Raw genomic sequence first — 15,582 nt, 5'->3', positions numbered from 1 at the left:
AAAGAGTGCAGAACCATGACTATTGCCAGCAACCCGACCCCCGTTTTCGACAAGCCCATGGCCCTGACGCCCAGCCGACGCAGTGCGGTGCTGGAATGGGTGATGCGCTACAACTTCGTGTTCATTTTCCTGTTCGCCGTGACAGTGGCGACGTTTTTGTCCGATGACTTCCTGACCTTCGGCAATATCGCCAACCTGTTCCAGCAAGGGGCGATCGTGGGGATCGTGGCCATCGGCATGACCTTCGTCATCCTGACCGCGAACATCGATTTGTCCGTCGGCAGCTTGTGCGCCTTTGGCGGCATCCTGGTGGCGGTGCTGTTGCAGCAACAGGTCAGCGGTTGGCTGGCAGTGCCGGCGACGTTGCTGGTGGGCCTGGCGATAGGCACCTTGATGGGCAGCCTGACGGTATTTGGCAAGGTGCCGAGTTTTATCATCACCCTGGCCGGCCTGGTGTCGTTGCGCGGTGCGACCTTCCTGGCCTCCGATGGCGCACCGATTGGCGGGCTGCCGGCAAGCTTCACCGGGTTTGGTTCATCGATGATCGACATCCTGCCGAGTGCCGGCATCGCGTTTCCGGTGCTGGGCCTGATCTTCATCCTGATCACGCTCATCGCCTGGCTGGTGCTGCGCTACACGGTGTTTGGCGAGTATGTGCTTGCCACGGGCGGTAACCTGGAAGCGGCGCGCTTGTCCGGTGTCCCGGTGCGGGCGGTGACCATTGCGGTGTTCTCCATTTGCGGGGGGCTGGCTGCGTTCGCCGGGCTGTTGATGACCTCGCGCCTGCATGTCGGCCAACCCACGGCGGCCCAGGGCCTGGAATTGGACGCCATCGCTGCCGTGGTGCTGGGCGGCACCAGTCTGTTCGGAGGGCGCGGTAGCGTGGTCGGCACGGCGGTGGCGGTGATGCTGCTGCAAGTGCTGCGCAATATCTTCAATTTGCTCGGGCTGGGTTCGTTCTATCAGATGGCGATCACCGGGGTGATCATTGTGCTGGCGATTCTGCTCAACCGCCTGATCGACCACTACGCTGGCCGAACGTGAGGAGAGCCCTGATGACTGCACCACAGATCAAGGCGGTGATTTTCGATATGGACGGCTTGCTGCTCGATACCGAAGGCATCTACACCGAAGTCACCCAATTGATTGCCGACCGCTTCGGTGGCCGGCGGTTTGACTGGAGTATCAAGCAGCACACCATCGGTCTGGGCGCATACGCGCTGGCGAGCTATATCGTGCAGGCGCTGGAACTGCCGATCAGCGCGCAAGCGTTCCTGGAACTGCGCACGCCCCTGATGAATGAGCGTTTCCCCCAGGCTGCGGCCATGGCCGGCGCTGAAGCCTTGGTGCGTCACCTGTCGGCCAAGGGCATTCCGATTGCGGTGGGGACCAGTTCGTCGCGGCATTATTTCGACCTGAAAATTGCCCGGCATCGTGAGTGGTTCGAGTTGTTCGATGCGGTCGTCACGGCGGATGACCCGCAGGTCGGCGCTGCCAAGCCGGCACCGGATATCTTCCTGGTCGCCGCCCAACGCCTGGGGGTTGCGCCGGCCGATTGCCTGGTATTCGAGGACTCACCGTTTGGTATCAGCGCGGCGAAAGCGGCGGGCATGTACGCGGTGGCCATCCCGGACCCGGCGATGGCCGACGATAAGTTCCTCCACGCCGACCGGCGCCTGCACAGCCTGGAGGCCGTCGACTTGAAGGCATGGGGTTTGCCCACGGACTAGCCGGGTGCTGCGACATGCGGTCGGCCACGCCCGGGGATGTGGGTGTAAGGTAGGGCGCGTACTGCGTGGAAATCTCAGGAAAGCGAGGTGACTATGAGCGCTCCAATGCTGAATAAGCTGCATCTGAATGGCTACGATATCGTGCAGGTGAACTTCGGGCCGTGGCGGGTCTGTACCCATAAGGACCGGTTGGCGTCCTTCAATTCCCGCGAACAGGCACTGGCGTATGCCGCCGCGCTGCCGGTGTACAAGGCACGCACCAGGCGGGTGTCCAACGATCATTGAGGGCGGGCTTGTTGTGGCGAGCGGGCTTGCCCCGCGTTGGGCTGCGCAGCGGCCCCAATAAGGCCACCGCGTTTATCCAGGCATGTTAAATCGCCAGGTTTTGGGGCTGCTACGCAGCCCAACGCGGGGCAAGCCCGCTCGCCACAGCAGCCCGATCGGCCGGGCGTTCAGCGTTGAGCCATGAGGGACACGCGAGCGCGCGCAACAGCGTTCGTTTTACGCCGCGCACCTGTTCAACCCTATAGTGGGACGCTACCCTGGCGCGGTCCCAATCATAAAAAGGAATGAGTGATGAGCATCAACAACCTGCCCCAGGAAGGCAGTTGCCGGTGTAACCAGGTGCGCTTCAGCGTGAGCCAGCCACCGGTGATCACCATGGCGTGCCATTGCACCGGGTGCCAGAAAATGACCGCCAGCGCGTTCTCCCTCAGTGCATTGATTCCCGCCAGCGCATTCACCGTGACCCAGGGTTGCCCGGTGATCGGCGGCTTGCATGGCGTGGACCGCCATTACTTTTGCCCCCATTGCATGAGCTGGTTGTTTACCCGGCCCCACGGCATCGATGAGTTCGTCAATGTGCGCGCCAGCTTGCTGGATAATGCTCGGGAATACGTACCCTTCATGGAGACCTGGACCAGCGAAAAGCTGCCGTGGGCGTCTACCCCGGCGCGTGAGAGTTTCGCGCAACTGCCGGCCCCGCAAGACTTCCCCCGACTGTTGCAAGCCTATGCCGAGTTCAGCGCCCGCTGAGTTCAGTCGATCAGCGCCAGCAGGTCCGTATCGCCCACATCGTGCCCCGCCTGGGTCAGCAGTGTTGTCACCTGGCCCCGGTGATGGGTCTGGTGATTGAAAAAGTGCACCAGCAGGCCAAAAAACGGCTTGTCGGCGGCGGTGCCACGCATGTTGTGGTAGCGCAGGCGCTGGTCAAGCTCGCTTTCTTTCAGGGTGCCGGCCCAATCGATGATCAGTTGATCCAGCCAGGCGCGGTGCGTCCAGAGTTCACCCAGGTTGGCGAAGGCCAGTTGCTTGAGGTCGGTGGGGGTGGCGATGGCGGTTAACGGTGCCAGCGCCCCATAGCCTGCCGGGTGCTGGGCAAAGCGCTTGAGCCACACGGTGTCGCCCAACATCAGGTGGTTCAGCGTGCCCAGGATCGAACCAAAAAATGCCCGACGATCTTCCATCAGCGCGGCATGGCTGAGCTGGTGGGCGGTGTCATACACCTTGCGGTTCATCCACTGGTTGTAGGTCGCCATCAGGGCAATCTGTTCGATACGGTCCACGGGGTGATTCCTCCTCGGCGCGGTGGCGCCATCATAAGGCGTGCCCGCCCGACGGTCATGGTGTTCCGGCAGGCGGGTGGACAGCAGCGCCGCTGCCAGCGCCTAGAAGCGCACTGTGGCGCCGGTGGTCAGCCATTGGTCACGCTCACCGATCAGGCTGCGCCCGAGCACCAGGTCGACATCGACCCACGGCCCGACATGCAACCGCGGCCCCGCCTGCCAGGCCTGGTCACGGCCTGCCTGGCCGTAGCGTTCGGCGATCAGCGTCAGGGACTGCGCCAGCGGGTATTCGAAGCCTGCGCCCCAGGTCAGGCGGTGGGTTTGATCGCCGTCGTTGTAGGCATGGCTCCAGCCAGCATTCAGGTTCAGGCGCAGGGGCAGCGAAGATTGCCAGGTCAGCGGCACGTTGAAGTCCGCGCCGTCAAACCCGTGTCGCCGATCCAGGGCAAAGTGCGCCCCGGCGGCAATCGCCATTTCCAGGCCCAACGCTTCGCTCGACAACAGCTGCGCCTTGAGTTGCGGGTTGACCTGGGTTTCACCCGGGCCACCGGTGGTGGCGCGGGACAGTGCCGCGCCCCATTGCACCGAAGGCAGTGCGCTGAACGTGCAGGCGGGTGACAGGGTCGCGTTGTGGGTGCCGCCATCGTGGCGGTTGGCGGTGTACCAGGCGTCGACGTTGCATTCGCCCGGCGCATTGATCGCGCCATCGTCGACCGTATAAGACCCGCCTGCCGCCTGGGCTTTGGAGAGCACGGCGATGAGCAAAAGGATCGCCAGGGTTATGCCGATAAAGATCAGGTTGCGTTGCAACGCGCGGCGTTTTGCCGGGGGCAGCAGCAACAGCGTGGCCCGAGGGCCGCGATGGTTGCGCGCGCGGTATTTGGCAAACCCGTCCGGGCGTCGAGGGGTGTGTTTTTTGTGCATGAGGCACCTCGCTTGAATTCAGCTTTCTACGGTCAGCACCGAAATGCCGCTGGCTTTGGCCTGGCAGACCAGCTCCGAGGTGTCATCACCACCCGGCAGGGCGATGACCACGTCGGGGCGGCTATCGGTGAGCATGAAATGGTTGCGCTGGCGTTCCGCCTGTTTGCCGTGGTGTTGCCAGTTGGGCGGGTAGCGCACCACGTCGATGCCGAGTTCCCGCGCCCATTCCTCGATATCGCTGCCCAGGAACTGGTTGCCGCCGTGGATCAACACCTGCACCGGGCGCAGGCGGTGGTAGGCATCCAGTACTTGGCGGGACAGCTTGGTGTCGGCGTAATGACGACCTGCACAGATCAAGACGCGCATAGGCCCTTTTTCCTTGTAGTAGCGCTTGTATTGCACGGTAGCGGTCGGGCGACCGCCACCGGTTAAACGGCGGGGGATCAGTACCACTGCTTGAAGCGGCGGATGTAGATCGTCTTCATCAGTTGAGCCACGCAGCAGTAGGCGAACAGGGTGCCCACCAGCCAGGGGAAGTACGCCAGCGGCAGCGGTTGCAGGCCCACCAGTGTGCCCAGCGGCGAGAACGGCACGTAGATGCCCAGGGCGATGACCACGCCGGTCATCAGCAGTACCGGCCAGGCGGCGGTGCTCTGGAAGAACGGGATCTTGCGGGTGCGCAACATATGCACCACCAGGGTTTGTGAGAGCAGGCCCTCGATAAACCAGCCGGACTGGAACAAGGTCTGCATTTCCACACTGTTGGCGGCGAACACGTACCACATCAGCGCGAAGGTGGTGATGTCGAAGATCGACGAGGTCGGTCCGATCCAGATCATGAAGCGGCCAATGTTCTTCGCGTCCCACTTGCGGGGCTTGGCCAGGTATTCCTTGTCCATCTTGTCCCACGGCAGGGCCAACTGGGAGATGTCGTACATCAGGTTTTGCAGCAGCAGGTGGATCGACAGCATCGGCAGGAACGGGATGAACGCACTGGCCACCAGCACCGAGAACACGTTGCCGAAGTTGGAACTGGCGGTCATGTTCAGGTACTTCATGATATTGCCGAAGGTTTCGCGGCCCTTGAGCACGCCTTCTTCCAGCACCATCAGGCTTTTTTCCAGGAGGATGATGTCGGCCGATTCCTTGGCGATGTCCGTGCCGCTGTCCACCGAGATGCCCACGTCGGCATCGCGCAGGGCCGGCGCATCATTGATGCCGTCCCCCAGGAAACCCACGGTGTGGCCGTTGGCTTGCAGCGCCTTGAGCACCCGTGATTTCTGCAGCGGTGTCAGCTTGGCGAACACCGTGCGTTCTTCCACGCGGCGTTGCAGGGTGGCGTCGTCCATCGCTTCGATGTCCATGCCCAGCAGCGGCTCGCCAGGCTCGAGGCCGACCTGGCGGCAGATCTTGCTGGTGACCACCGCGTTGTCGCCGGTCAGCACTTTCACCGCCACGCCAATTTGTTGCAGTGCCGCGATCGCCGGGCCTGCGGTTTCCTTGGGTGGATCGAGGAAGGTCAGGAACCCCTGGATCACCAGGTTGCGCTCATCGGCCGTGGTGTACTGCTGGCGGGCCAAGGCCTTGGGAATATTACGTGTCGCCACCACCAGGACGCGGAAACCGTCCTCGTTATAGTCGTTGGCAAGCGCCAGCAGTTCAGTACGGCGACGCTCATCCAATGGTACGGCGGCCCCGCCTTCCATCACATGGGTGGAAATGCCGAGCATTTCTTCCACGGCACCTTTGCACACCAGCAAGTGGTCGGCGGCGGTGTCCTTGACCACGATCGACAGGCGACGGCGGACAAAATCGAACGGTAATTCATCGACCTTGCTGTAGGCAAAGGGCTGCTGGAACTTCGGGTTCTGTTCCGAGAACTGCACCACGGCCTGGTCCATCAGGTTCTTCATGCCGCTCTGGTGATGGCTGTTGAGCCAGGCCAGGGACAACACCGCGTCATCCCGCTGGCCGAAAGCGTTGACGTGGTGCTCGAGGATGATCTTGTCCTGGGTCAGGGTGCCGGTCTTGTCGGTGCACAGCACATCCATCGAGCCGAAGTTCTGGATTGCGTTGAGGCGCTTGACCACCACTTTGCGCTTGGCCATCGCCGTGGCGCCCTTGGCCAGGTTGGCGCTGACGATCATCGGCAGCATTTCGGGGGTGAGGCCCACCGCGACCGCCAGGGCAAACAGGAAGGCATCGCCCCAGTCACCCTTGGAGAAACCGTTGAGGAAGAACACGATCGGCACCATCACCAACATAAAGCGAATCAGCAGCCAGCTGACGCTGTTCACCCCGCGATCAAAGGCGGTTTGCACCCGCGAGCCGACGATGGCCTTGGCCAGGGAGCCAAAGTAGGTGCGCGCGCCGGTGGCCACGACGACGGCTTTGGCCCGGCCGCTGACCACGTTGGTGCCCATGAAGCAGATGTTCGGCAGGTCGAGCAAATTGCCCTGGTCAGCGGCCGGGGAGTGGGCGGACTTTTGCGTCACATCCCCCAGCGTGTCGTACTTCTCCACCGGCAAGGCTTCACCGGTCAGCACGGCCTGGCTGATAAACAGGTCGCGGGATTCGATCAGGCGGATGTCGGCCGGAATCATGTCGCCCGCCGACAGTTGCACAATGTCGCCGGCCACCAGGTCGCGCATCGGCACTTCGCGCAGGGTTGGCTGGCTGCCCACTTGTTCGCGGCGCAGCACCGTCGCGGTGGTGCGCACCATGGCTTTGAGGGCCTCGGCGGATTTGGCCGAACGGTGTTCCTGCCAGAAACGCAGCAAGCTGCTGAGCAGGACCATGGTCATGATAATGATGACTTTGGTCGGGTCGACCTCTTCTCCTGCCTGCATCGGCAACCAGCAGTCGGTGAAGAAGCTGATGGCGCCCAAGGTCAGCAGTACGTAGATAAACGGGTTGTTCAATGCCTGCAGGAACTGGACGATGGCGTGAGGCGGCTTGTCGTGGGCGACTTCGTTATAGCCTTCGCGTTGCAGACGCGCGGCGGCGTCGAGTTCGGTCAGGCCATCCTGGGTGGCGCGTACGTTGGCCAGGGTGGCCGACAGGCCGTTGTGGGCTTCGCGGGCGGCACGCATCGACAGTTTGGTGTCGGCGTCGCTGCGCGCTTTTTGCTTCAATGGGGCGTTTTTTACGGCGCTCATGGTGTGTGCTCCTGTCGCCAATTCTCGACAAAACATACCCGTTACTGGCCTGATGACAGGCGAGCGAAAGCATGCCGAGTCGCTAACTTCGCGATCGGTTTAAATAAGGTCTCGATATAACTTTTACTGCGCCCGCCAATAGCGCGTTAGTTAACTAACGCGCAGCGGGTTACGACTGGGCTTGTTCATAAAGAACACCAGGTTATTAATCAGGAAGTTGCTGTTTCCAAACGGTTCAGGCAGCGCGAGTGCTCAGGTAAAGATCGAGCATCAGGCTGGCTTGAGCCAGGCTGGAAACGAGAGGTCTCTGAGGGTCCAGCGGGTCGGCGTGATCCCAGTGCAGCACGCGTTGGCCGCTGGCTGGGCAGATACGCCAGCGCGCCAGCGGGTGAGCCGGGCGCACCGGGGGGGCGGCGGTGGTACAGGCAGGGCGGGCAGGGCAAACGCCCGCGGGCCCACGGCATAGCTTGGCGCGCAAGGCCGCGGCCAGCATGCGTGCATCGGGTAGAGCAATGAGTTGGAAGGTCATAACACACCTCGGGACCGGACGGGCGACCGGTGAGGCAGTTACGGTGGAGCATCAAGCTCTAGCGCAGCTTACCGGACCGGGGAGGCGAGTCCTGTCATATTCTGGGTTGGGCGCCCGATGCCCGCGTTCGCGGTGCTCGGACAGCGACTAGATACTGTGTCCATTGGCTTCTTTTGTGAGGTTTAAAAAAGGCCCCAGTTGCGGGCAGGGGCAATCTACTTAGGCAGTTACAAAATGTCAACGCATAATTAATTAAAGTATCCGGCGTTCAGAGTTCATTCAGGCAAGCCGCGCTCGGAAGTTGCTGGATATATAACTTCATATACCGCGTGCGGCCAAAGCCGCCAGGTAGATCAATACCAAACCGCAGGCACCGTAACTGATACGTTGCCAGGTCGGTGAGGCGTTCTGGCGCAACAGATTCACCAGCGCCGCAATCAGAAAACACGACAGCACCGAAGCCAGCATGAACCCTGCAAAAAACATCAGCGTTTGCCCATGGCTGGGCGTGGCCCCGACGATGCCCGACAAGGCGCTGCCCAGCGCCCCCCAGTAAACAATGTTCTTCGGGTTGGCCAGGGAAATCGCCGCGCCCACGGCCAACGCATTGGGCCCGGAGCGGGCTGGTGCGCTGTCTGCTTCGGGCAGGTGCCAGGCATCGATCAGGCTGCGTATGCCGAGCCAGGCCAGGTACAGCGCGCAAATAATCGTCAGCGGTACGCGCACCGCATCATGCTGGATCAACAGAGCAATACCCGTCAGGCCGATCACCGCCCACACGGCATCGCCCACCAGTGAACCTATCTGTACCAGCAGCGCCGGCATGAAGCCGTGGAGCAACCCGCGGCGCAAGGTCTCTGCCAATACCGCGCCGGGAGAAAGGCAAAACACAAAACCGAATACCAGTGCGTAGAAAAAGATCGTCAGCATGCCCGCGTTCCTTCAAATGTGGGTGGGCAGTGTGAGGGGGTGTGCGGGGGGGCGTCTTGAACCAGATTGCGCTTTCAGCGATTCAGGAGGCGTTGGTAGTGCCCCGGCGTCATGCCGTAGGCCGCGCGGAAATGCCGGTTGAGGTGGCTTTGGTCGGCGAACCCCACGTGATGGGCGACCTCGCAGGTCGCCACGCCGTTGCGCAATAGACCTTTGGCCCGCCGAGTGCGCAGTTGCATGGCCCATTGCCGGGGGCTGAGCCCGGTTTCTTTCTGGAAGGCGCGCAGCAGGTGGAATTTGGACAGGCCCAGCTCATCCCCGAGAAGGTCCAGGGACACTGAGCGATGCAGTTGTGCGGCGAGCACTTCCTGGGCGCGACCGATCAGGTTGTGGCCGAGTGTCGTGCTGCCGGGCAGGCGCACGCCACTGGCGTTGACCACTTCCCCCAGCATCAGCACCAGCGCTTCTTCTTGCAGTTCACGGACCAGGGTGTCATCGCTTAAAGCCGCTTTCACCGCGCCGGCCAATCGTTGCGCAAGGTCGGGCTGAAAGCACAGCGAACGATCGAACTCCACGTGCGCCAACCCCAGGTCAGCCGCCAGTTGATCGGCCGTGGCGTACAGGCTGACGAACTGCCAGGGCGCCCCGTCCGCCGCACCGCCGCCTTGAATCTGCCCTGGGTTGTACAAGGTAACGCTGCCCGGGCCGGCCTCGAACTCACGGCGGTCCAGCCAGACTTTTTCTTCGCCCACCAGGTTCACGCCGATCACGCATTCGTCATGGCTGTGGCGGGCAAACGTCAGGCCGGTGCAGGACGTGGAACTGACTTCGTAGTTGCCCAACCAGGCGTGTTGCATGACGCTCATCGACTCGACTCGGTAAGAGATTGGGCACGAGCATACGCTGGCACAGGGGCTCAGATCGACCGTTGATTGACACGTTGTGACAGCTCATCGGCGCTTTCCTTGCGCTCCGAGTAACGGTCCACGAGGTCCGGGCGTTCACGCAGCAGTACGGTGAACTTGACCAGTTCTTCCATCACATCCACGACGCGGTCATAGAGGGCCGACGGCTTCATGCGGTCGTGCTCATCGAACTCCATGAACGCCTTGGGTACCGAGGATTGGTTGGGGATAGTGAACATGCGCATCCAACGGCCCAGCACGCGAAGCTGGTTCACCGTGTTAAAGGATTGAGAGCCCCCGGAGACTTGCATCACCGCCAGCGTCTTGCCCTGGGTCGGGCGAACGGCACCGAGGGCCAGCGGCACCCAGTCGATCTGCGCCTTGAACACTGCCGACATCGAACCGTGGCGTTCGGGAGAGCACCAGACCTGGCCTTCCGACCACTGCATCAGCGCCAACAGCTCTTGAACCTTGGGGTGGTCGTTGGGTGCATCGTCAGGCAATGGCAAGCCGCTGGGGTTGAAGATTTGCGTGTCGGCGCCGAAGTGGCGCAGCAAGCGCGCGCACTCCTCAACCAGCAACCGGCTGAACGAGCGGGGTCGGTTGGAGCCATAGAGCAGCAGGATACGCGGAGGGTGAGCCAGCCCGGTCTGCCGGGGCGGTGCGAGGCGGGTGTCCAGGTTGGGCAGGGTGGTCATGACGCTCTCCGGTTATAACAGCGCAATGCGCTCGAGTTCAGCCTTCAGCTCAGCGGCGCTGAGGCGGTCGAACGGCAGGGCGAAAAAGGCACGACAGCGGGTCTCGATGGTCTCCAGCGTGGCCTTGAATGCTGCATCGACAAGTGCCTCGTCACCTTGCACATCCGAGGGGTCTTCCAGCCCCCAGTGCGCCTTCAGCGCAGGCCCGAAATACACCGGGCAGGCTTCGCCGGCGGCTTTGTCGCAGACCGTGATCACCACGTCTGGCGGGCTGCCTTCAAAGGCGTCATTGCCCTTGCTGTACAAGCCCTCGGTGCTGATGCCCGCCGCCTGCAACGTGCTCAGGCTACGGGGCAGGACCTGGCCCTTGGGGAAGCTGCCGGAGCTGATCGCCACGAAACCGGGCGGCGCAAGGTGGTTGAACATGGCTTCTGACAGGATGCTGCGGCAGCTATTGGCGGTGCACATGAACAGGACTTTCATCACAGAGTTCCTTCAGAACGTGAGGCGCAAGGCGAGGGCGGCGAGGGTGATCAGCAGCACCGGCAAGGTCAGTACGATGCCGACCTTGAAGTAGTAGCCCCAGGTAATGTTGATGCCCTTGCGCGCCAGGATATGCAGCCACAGCAACGTGGCCAGGCTGCCGATAGGGGTGATTTTCGGGCCCAGGTCGCTGCCGATGACGTTGGCGTAGATCATCGCGTCCTTGACCACGCCCACGGCATGGCTGGACTCGATGGACAGCGCACCGATCAATACGGTCGGCAGGTTGTTCATCGCTGACGACAGCAGCGCGGTGAGCACCCCGGTGCCCATCGCCGCGCCCCATACGCCATAGGTGGCGAAGCTGTCGAGCCAGGTCGCCAGGTAGGTGGTCAAGCCGGCGTTACGCAGGCCATAGACCACCAGGTACATGCCCAGGGAGAAGACCACGATCTGCCAGGGGGCTTCCTTGAGTACTTTGCGTGTGGAGATCTTGTGGCCTTTGGCTGCGATCACCAACAGCAGCACGGCGCACACCGCGGAAATCGCGCTGATGGGAATGCCCAGCGGCTCCAGGGCAAAACAGCCCACCAGCAGGATGCCCAGCACCCACCAACCGGCGCGAAAGGTGGCGCGGTCATGGATCGCACTGGCGGGGTCTGCCAGGTCGGCCGGGTCGTAGGTACCGGGAATATCGCGACGGAAAAACCACAACAGCACCGCGAGGGTCGCGGCGACGCTGACCAGGTTCACCGGCACCATGACTGCCGCGTATTCGTTGAAGCCGATCTTGAAATAGTCTGCCGAAACAATGTTCACCAGGTTGGAGACCACCAGCGGCAGGCTGGCGGTGTCGGCGATAAACCCAGCCCCCATGACAAATGCCAGGGTCGCGGCAGGGGAAAAACGCAGGGCCAGCAGCATCGACATCACGATGGGGGTGAGGATCAATGCGGCGCCGTCATTGGCAAACAGCGCCGAGACCAGCGCCCCCAGCAGCACCATATAGGCGAACAACCGACGGCCCCGGCCGCGTCCCCAACGCGCCACGTGCAGGGCGGCCCAGGCAAAGAAGCCGGCTTCGTCCAGCAACAGGCTGATGATGATCAAGGCGACAAAGGTGCCGGTGGCATTCCAGATGATGTGCCACACCACCGGGATGTCCGTCAGGCTGATAACGCCACACGCCAGGGCCAGGATCGCGCCCAGGCTGGCGCTCCAGCCGACGCCCAGGCCCTTGGGCTGCCAGATGACCAGAATGATGGTGAACAGGAAAATCGCACTAGCGACAAGCATGAATAAAGGCTCCGATGGCTCAGCAGCAGGTGCCGGCCCGTTGTGGTCTGTCGCCCATTGCATCAAGACGCAGCGCGTCGTTTTGCAACCATGGCTGATTGGCTTGCAAGGTGGTGTCCAGCACGTGACGCACCCAGTCGGGCAGTGCCGGATTGATGCGGTAATAAATCCATTGCCCTTGGCGACGATCCAGCAGCAACCCGCCACTGCGCAGTTGTGCCAGGTGGCGGGAGATCTTTGGCTGGCTGTCGTCCAAGGCATGGATCAATTCGCACACACAAAGTTCGCCTTCGCGCAGGATCAACAGCGTCAAGCGCACCCGGGTTGGGTCGGCGAAGCATTTGAACAGGGCTGGAGGGGAGAAAAGATCCGACATGACTGATGCACATATATATGGATATACGAATATACGTATTTCCATATGTTTCAGTCAAATCCTGTTTCGATTGATATGGATCAAGTCAGCGCAAATGCGCCACAAGTGTTTGAAATTAAAATGAAACATGAATGTCCTAAAGTGCCTGCTATTGCCGATGAAGGAATACCTCGCGTGACCCGTGCCACTCGCAACCTGCGCAAGACCCTGGATTCCGTCGCGGAAAATAACGAAACCGCGGCATTCGACCTGATGCGCGCGGTCGAAAAACTCAGCGATGAAGTGCTGCGCCAGCGCCTGCTCAATACGATCCATCGGCTCAACCAGGACGCCCACGAACTGCGTGAAGCGCGGGATTCGGTGGAGCAGGTATCGGTCAGACTGGCTTGAGCCGACGATCACATGAGGAAAGCAACTCAAAGGAACTACTGAAAGGCGGATCTCTACTCAGGGTCAGGAAGCAATCATAGACCTGACAACCTGAGGCCCTAATATGATACCGCCGAGAGTCATAGGCTCGTATTTTGACGCAACGGTGCGTCGCAACGAAGTCAACAGCCCTGCGCAACAACTGCCAGGGCCTGCAGCAGGTTCGATACCTCGTACTGAAGGTGTTAAAAAAACCGTCCGCTTGCAATCTCCCCTTGTTACGCCTGAACTCAGGGATTATGTGAAGGCGATAACGTCGAGTTTTCTTACCCCCGCACAAAACACTTCGGCTCTTATCGCGGCCGCACTCAAGAGTCAGTGGAAAATAGAGATAGACCCCGATGTCGCGCGTATCGCAACGTTCAATTATCACCTCGGTCAGCCCAAGCCGGCGGGGGGTAAGTTACTGAACAGCATCACGCTGACAGAGGCTGCCCTTACAAACATGCGCGACAAAAATCCGGACGATGAAACGGCCAAGGTGCAAAAGCCATGGTGGCGTAAAGTTATCGACCTGGTAGAAGAGAATTCGCCGTTGGCGATGGCCATCCAGCAGCGCCAGCATGTTGCGGATTACGCGGGCGCTCACGAATATATTATTCCGCTGTTCGATCCCAACGCTCAGCACACTTATCATGCGAATGAAACGCTGCACCATACGCCGCAGGCATTCCGGGACTTGTTGCGGCAGACCGAACTCAGTGAGCCCTACAAGGCCCACCTGGATAAGTTTTGGCCTGCCCATGAAGATAAATATACGCAATGCAGCAAGTTTGCTTTTGCCGCGGCGGCACAGATCCAGCATAAAGAAGGCAGCCTCAGTAACTATGAAGCAAGCCTCGCCATGCGCGCCGCAGGGTTTGGTGTCGGCAGCCGTCTGAGCGATATGACGGCGGCTGACCTGAAGGCGCCGTTTCGCCAGGACGTCACGCTTGAAACCGGCCTGTTGTCCATTGACGGCAGTCCTTCCACCGATCTCGTCTACGTCACTGACAAGCGCCCGCGCATGAATGGCAAAGGCCAGAAAATCAATCACACGCTGCTGTATATCCCCGGAAACTCCTCACCGATTCATCGATTTGACAGCGTTGCGCAGATGAAAGGCTGGTTGGCGGATCAGGCGGCCGATCCGAACAAACGAGCGCAGTTGAGTACGCATTTCAAAGAAAACGATCAAGACGACAAGGTGTTTTCGGACGGTGTCAAACAAGCGCTTAAGGGGCTGGGCGGCTGGTCCGAGGCAAAAACGCCCAATAAGTGGGGGTTTGAAGCACCCAATGGATGGGACCCGCAGGCCTATATCACCACAGAACCTGTGAGCGATGATCCGTTCCGCGCCATGACGCTGCGACAAAAGGCACGCTCCTATGCAGACGCCGACCATGAGATTGTCACCAACGCCGATGTGCTCAAGCGCCGGCTGATCACGCTTGCCGAGGCCGCGACCACCGCCGCGCTGATGCTGACGCCACTGGCAATGGTCATTCCAGAAGTGGCGATAGCCGCTGAGGCTGTTTATGTCGCCGCTGGAGCCGCTGAAATTGGCGTAGGGATTGATGACGCAATGCATGGCAAATCAACGGCCACGGATCGCACCGTGTTCGGTCTGCTCAATGCCGTGCCGACACTTTTTCATGCGTCTGCGCGGTGGCCTGGCCTTTCCGTCACCGGTCTTGGCAAGTTACCGGATACCATTGAAAAAGCGGCTAACGCGAACAAGGAACTCTTAGAGTTTGAGGCGGTATTTGACAGCGATGAAGTAGCAAAGACCACCGATGTTGTTGAGTTGGCCGGGGAGGCGCCATCCACCAGCAATAATAAACGTGTACGCCTTGATGAATCGCTCGATTCGGAGGGCGCCAAACGCATCAAACTAACTGAACAGCCCAGGGAATTAAATAAATTAAACGACCTGATTTTTACTTTCGTGGACACTTATAACGGCGCTGAGCGACTGAATATAGTGGCCCATGGCATGCTTGGAAACGACGGCGCAAAGTCAGTGGCGAAGATGGTGCTGGATGACGTGAGCTATGACGCTGACGAGTTGACGCAGATGTTGTGGGATAACAACGTGCCAACCGATAAATACGCCAATATACGTTTGTTGATGTGCGACTCGGGTACCGGTGGAGACCGCTCTTTTGCTGCGCAGTTTCAGGAGAACGTCGGGGTTCCGGTTAAGGCTTATGCAAGTAAAGTCAATGCTGAGTTTACGCTGGACGATATCGAGGCTGTTTTTACATCGTCGGATCGAAGCAAAAAATTGGTGCAGTTCGATGATGTACTGCCTGCCGAGCGCCGGCATCGCGTGGTCAAAAAAAATCCGTATTCTTCCGACATTGACAGTAAGGATTACGAAAAATATAAAAGCTTCAGTTATGAACCTGTGCATTTTCCTCCACGGTCGGAAAACCCTAAACAGGCTGTGGCCGGCGCGTCGATGCCGGCACTCTAGCGCCGCCGTAGAGGCAAGGACGGCAGGGCTCGTGCAATATCGTTCAAGACAACCTGGTTATTACGCTGGCATGCTTGTCGACTGTCTGTCGATGAGCTGTC

Annotated in this window: 17 protein-coding genes; 6 read left to right on the top strand and 11 right to left on the bottom strand. The window is 60.5% G+C overall.

What is annotated here, in order from left to right; all coding sequences use genetic code 11:
• Positions 1-15: 15 nt before the first annotated feature.
• The 4 genes from ACODSV_RS04250 to ACODSV_RS04235 all read left to right on the top strand — a co-directional run bounded on the left by ACODSV_RS04250 (position 16) and on the right by ACODSV_RS04235 (position 2,765).
• Positions 16-1,044, top strand: coding sequence for an ABC transporter permease (locus ACODSV_RS04250; protein ID WP_150053950.1), 1,029 nt, complete (start codon positions 16-18; stop codon positions 1,042-1,044).
• An 11-nt stretch (positions 1,045-1,055) separates the two neighbouring features.
• Positions 1,056-1,730: an HAD-IA family hydrolase gene (locus ACODSV_RS04245; protein WP_024075676.1), complete on the top strand. Its 675-nt coding sequence runs from the start codon at positions 1,056-1,058 to the stop codon at positions 1,728-1,730.
• Positions 1,731-1,823: 93 nt separating this feature from the next.
• Positions 1,824-2,015: a hypothetical protein gene (locus ACODSV_RS04240; protein WP_041160947.1), complete on the top strand. Its 192-nt coding sequence runs from the start codon at positions 1,824-1,826 to the stop codon at positions 2,013-2,015.
• Between the two features lie 291 nt (positions 2,016-2,306).
• Positions 2,307-2,765, top strand: coding sequence for a GFA family protein (locus tag ACODSV_RS04235; RefSeq protein WP_102624642.1), 459 nt, complete (start codon positions 2,307-2,309; stop codon positions 2,763-2,765).
• Between the two features lie 2 nt (positions 2,766-2,767).
• Here the strand turns inward: ACODSV_RS04235 and ACODSV_RS04230 are convergent, their stop codons facing one another.
• The 11 genes from ACODSV_RS04230 to ACODSV_RS04180 form a co-directional block, all read right to left on the bottom strand.
• Positions 2,768-3,295, bottom strand: a complete 528-nt coding sequence (locus ACODSV_RS04230; RefSeq protein ID WP_069076045.1) for a DinB family protein — start codon at positions 3,293-3,295, stop codon at positions 2,768-2,770.
• Between the two features lie 102 nt (positions 3,296-3,397).
• A complete protein-coding gene (locus ACODSV_RS04225; RefSeq protein WP_150095329.1) occupies positions 3,398-4,219 on the bottom strand; it encodes a hypothetical protein in 822 nt (273 codons plus the stop codon).
• Positions 4,220-4,237: 18 nt separating this feature from the next.
• Positions 4,238-4,585: a DUF2493 domain-containing protein gene (locus ACODSV_RS04220; RefSeq protein ID WP_024075671.1), complete on the bottom strand. Its 348-nt coding sequence runs from the start codon at positions 4,583-4,585 to the stop codon at positions 4,238-4,240.
• Positions 4,586-4,662: 77 nt separating this feature from the next.
• Positions 4,663-7,377 carry a magnesium-translocating P-type ATPase gene (mgtA, locus tag ACODSV_RS04215; RefSeq protein WP_069076043.1) on the bottom strand — a complete coding sequence of 905 codons (2,715 nt, stop codon included), beginning with the start codon at positions 7,375-7,377 and terminating at the stop codon, positions 4,663-4,665.
• Between the two features lie 235 nt (positions 7,378-7,612).
• The gene (locus ACODSV_RS04210) at positions 7,613-7,906 is read right to left on the bottom strand and encodes a hypothetical protein (protein ID WP_081329196.1); all 294 of its coding nucleotides are present in this window, start codon (positions 7,904-7,906) and stop codon (positions 7,613-7,615) included.
• A gap of 318 nt (positions 7,907-8,224) precedes the next feature.
• Positions 8,225-8,836 (bottom strand): LysE family transporter, encoded by a 612-nt coding sequence (locus tag ACODSV_RS04205; protein ID WP_024075668.1) that lies wholly within the window; start codon positions 8,834-8,836, stop codon positions 8,225-8,227.
• Positions 8,837-8,910: 74 nt separating this feature from the next.
• Entirely contained in the window at positions 8,911-9,702 is a 792-nt protein-coding gene (locus ACODSV_RS04200) for a helix-turn-helix transcriptional regulator (RefSeq protein ID WP_190300954.1), read from the bottom strand.
• Positions 9,703-9,752: 50 nt separating this feature from the next.
• The gene (gene arsH, locus ACODSV_RS04195; protein ID WP_024075666.1) at positions 9,753-10,439 is read right to left on the bottom strand and encodes an arsenical resistance protein ArsH; all 687 of its coding nucleotides are present in this window, start codon (positions 10,437-10,439) and stop codon (positions 9,753-9,755) included.
• 12 nt (positions 10,440-10,451) lie between these two features.
• A complete protein-coding gene (locus ACODSV_RS04190; RefSeq protein WP_024075665.1) occupies positions 10,452-10,922 on the bottom strand; it encodes an arsenate reductase ArsC in 471 nt (156 codons plus the stop codon).
• 12 nt (positions 10,923-10,934) lie between these two features.
• Entirely contained in the window at positions 10,935-12,218 is a 1,284-nt protein-coding gene (locus tag ACODSV_RS04185) for an arsenic transporter (RefSeq protein ID WP_024075664.1), read from the bottom strand.
• Positions 12,219-12,237: 19 nt separating this feature from the next.
• Positions 12,238-12,594, bottom strand: a complete 357-nt coding sequence (locus tag ACODSV_RS04180) for a metalloregulator ArsR/SmtB family transcription factor (RefSeq protein ID WP_150053984.1) — start codon at positions 12,592-12,594, stop codon at positions 12,238-12,240.
• A gap of 174 nt (positions 12,595-12,768) precedes the next feature.
• On the opposite strand from ACODSV_RS04180, the gene ACODSV_RS04175 reads away from it, so the two are divergent.
• Positions 12,769-12,984: a hypothetical protein gene (locus ACODSV_RS04175; RefSeq protein WP_024075662.1), complete on the top strand. Its 216-nt coding sequence runs from the start codon at positions 12,769-12,771 to the stop codon at positions 12,982-12,984.
• Between the two features lie 145 nt (positions 12,985-13,129).
• Positions 13,130-15,481 carry a dermonecrotic toxin domain-containing protein gene (locus ACODSV_RS04170; RefSeq protein ID WP_150053985.1) on the top strand — a complete coding sequence of 784 codons (2,352 nt, stop codon included), beginning with the start codon at positions 13,130-13,132 and terminating at the stop codon, positions 15,479-15,481.
• The last annotated feature ends 101 nt before the right edge of the window (positions 15,482-15,582 follow it).

It is taken from the genome of Pseudomonas sp. FG86 (assembly GCF_057808775.1).
The sequence above is the reverse complement of the archived record's forward strand: the minus strand, read 5'-3'. Positions and strand labels throughout refer to the sequence as shown.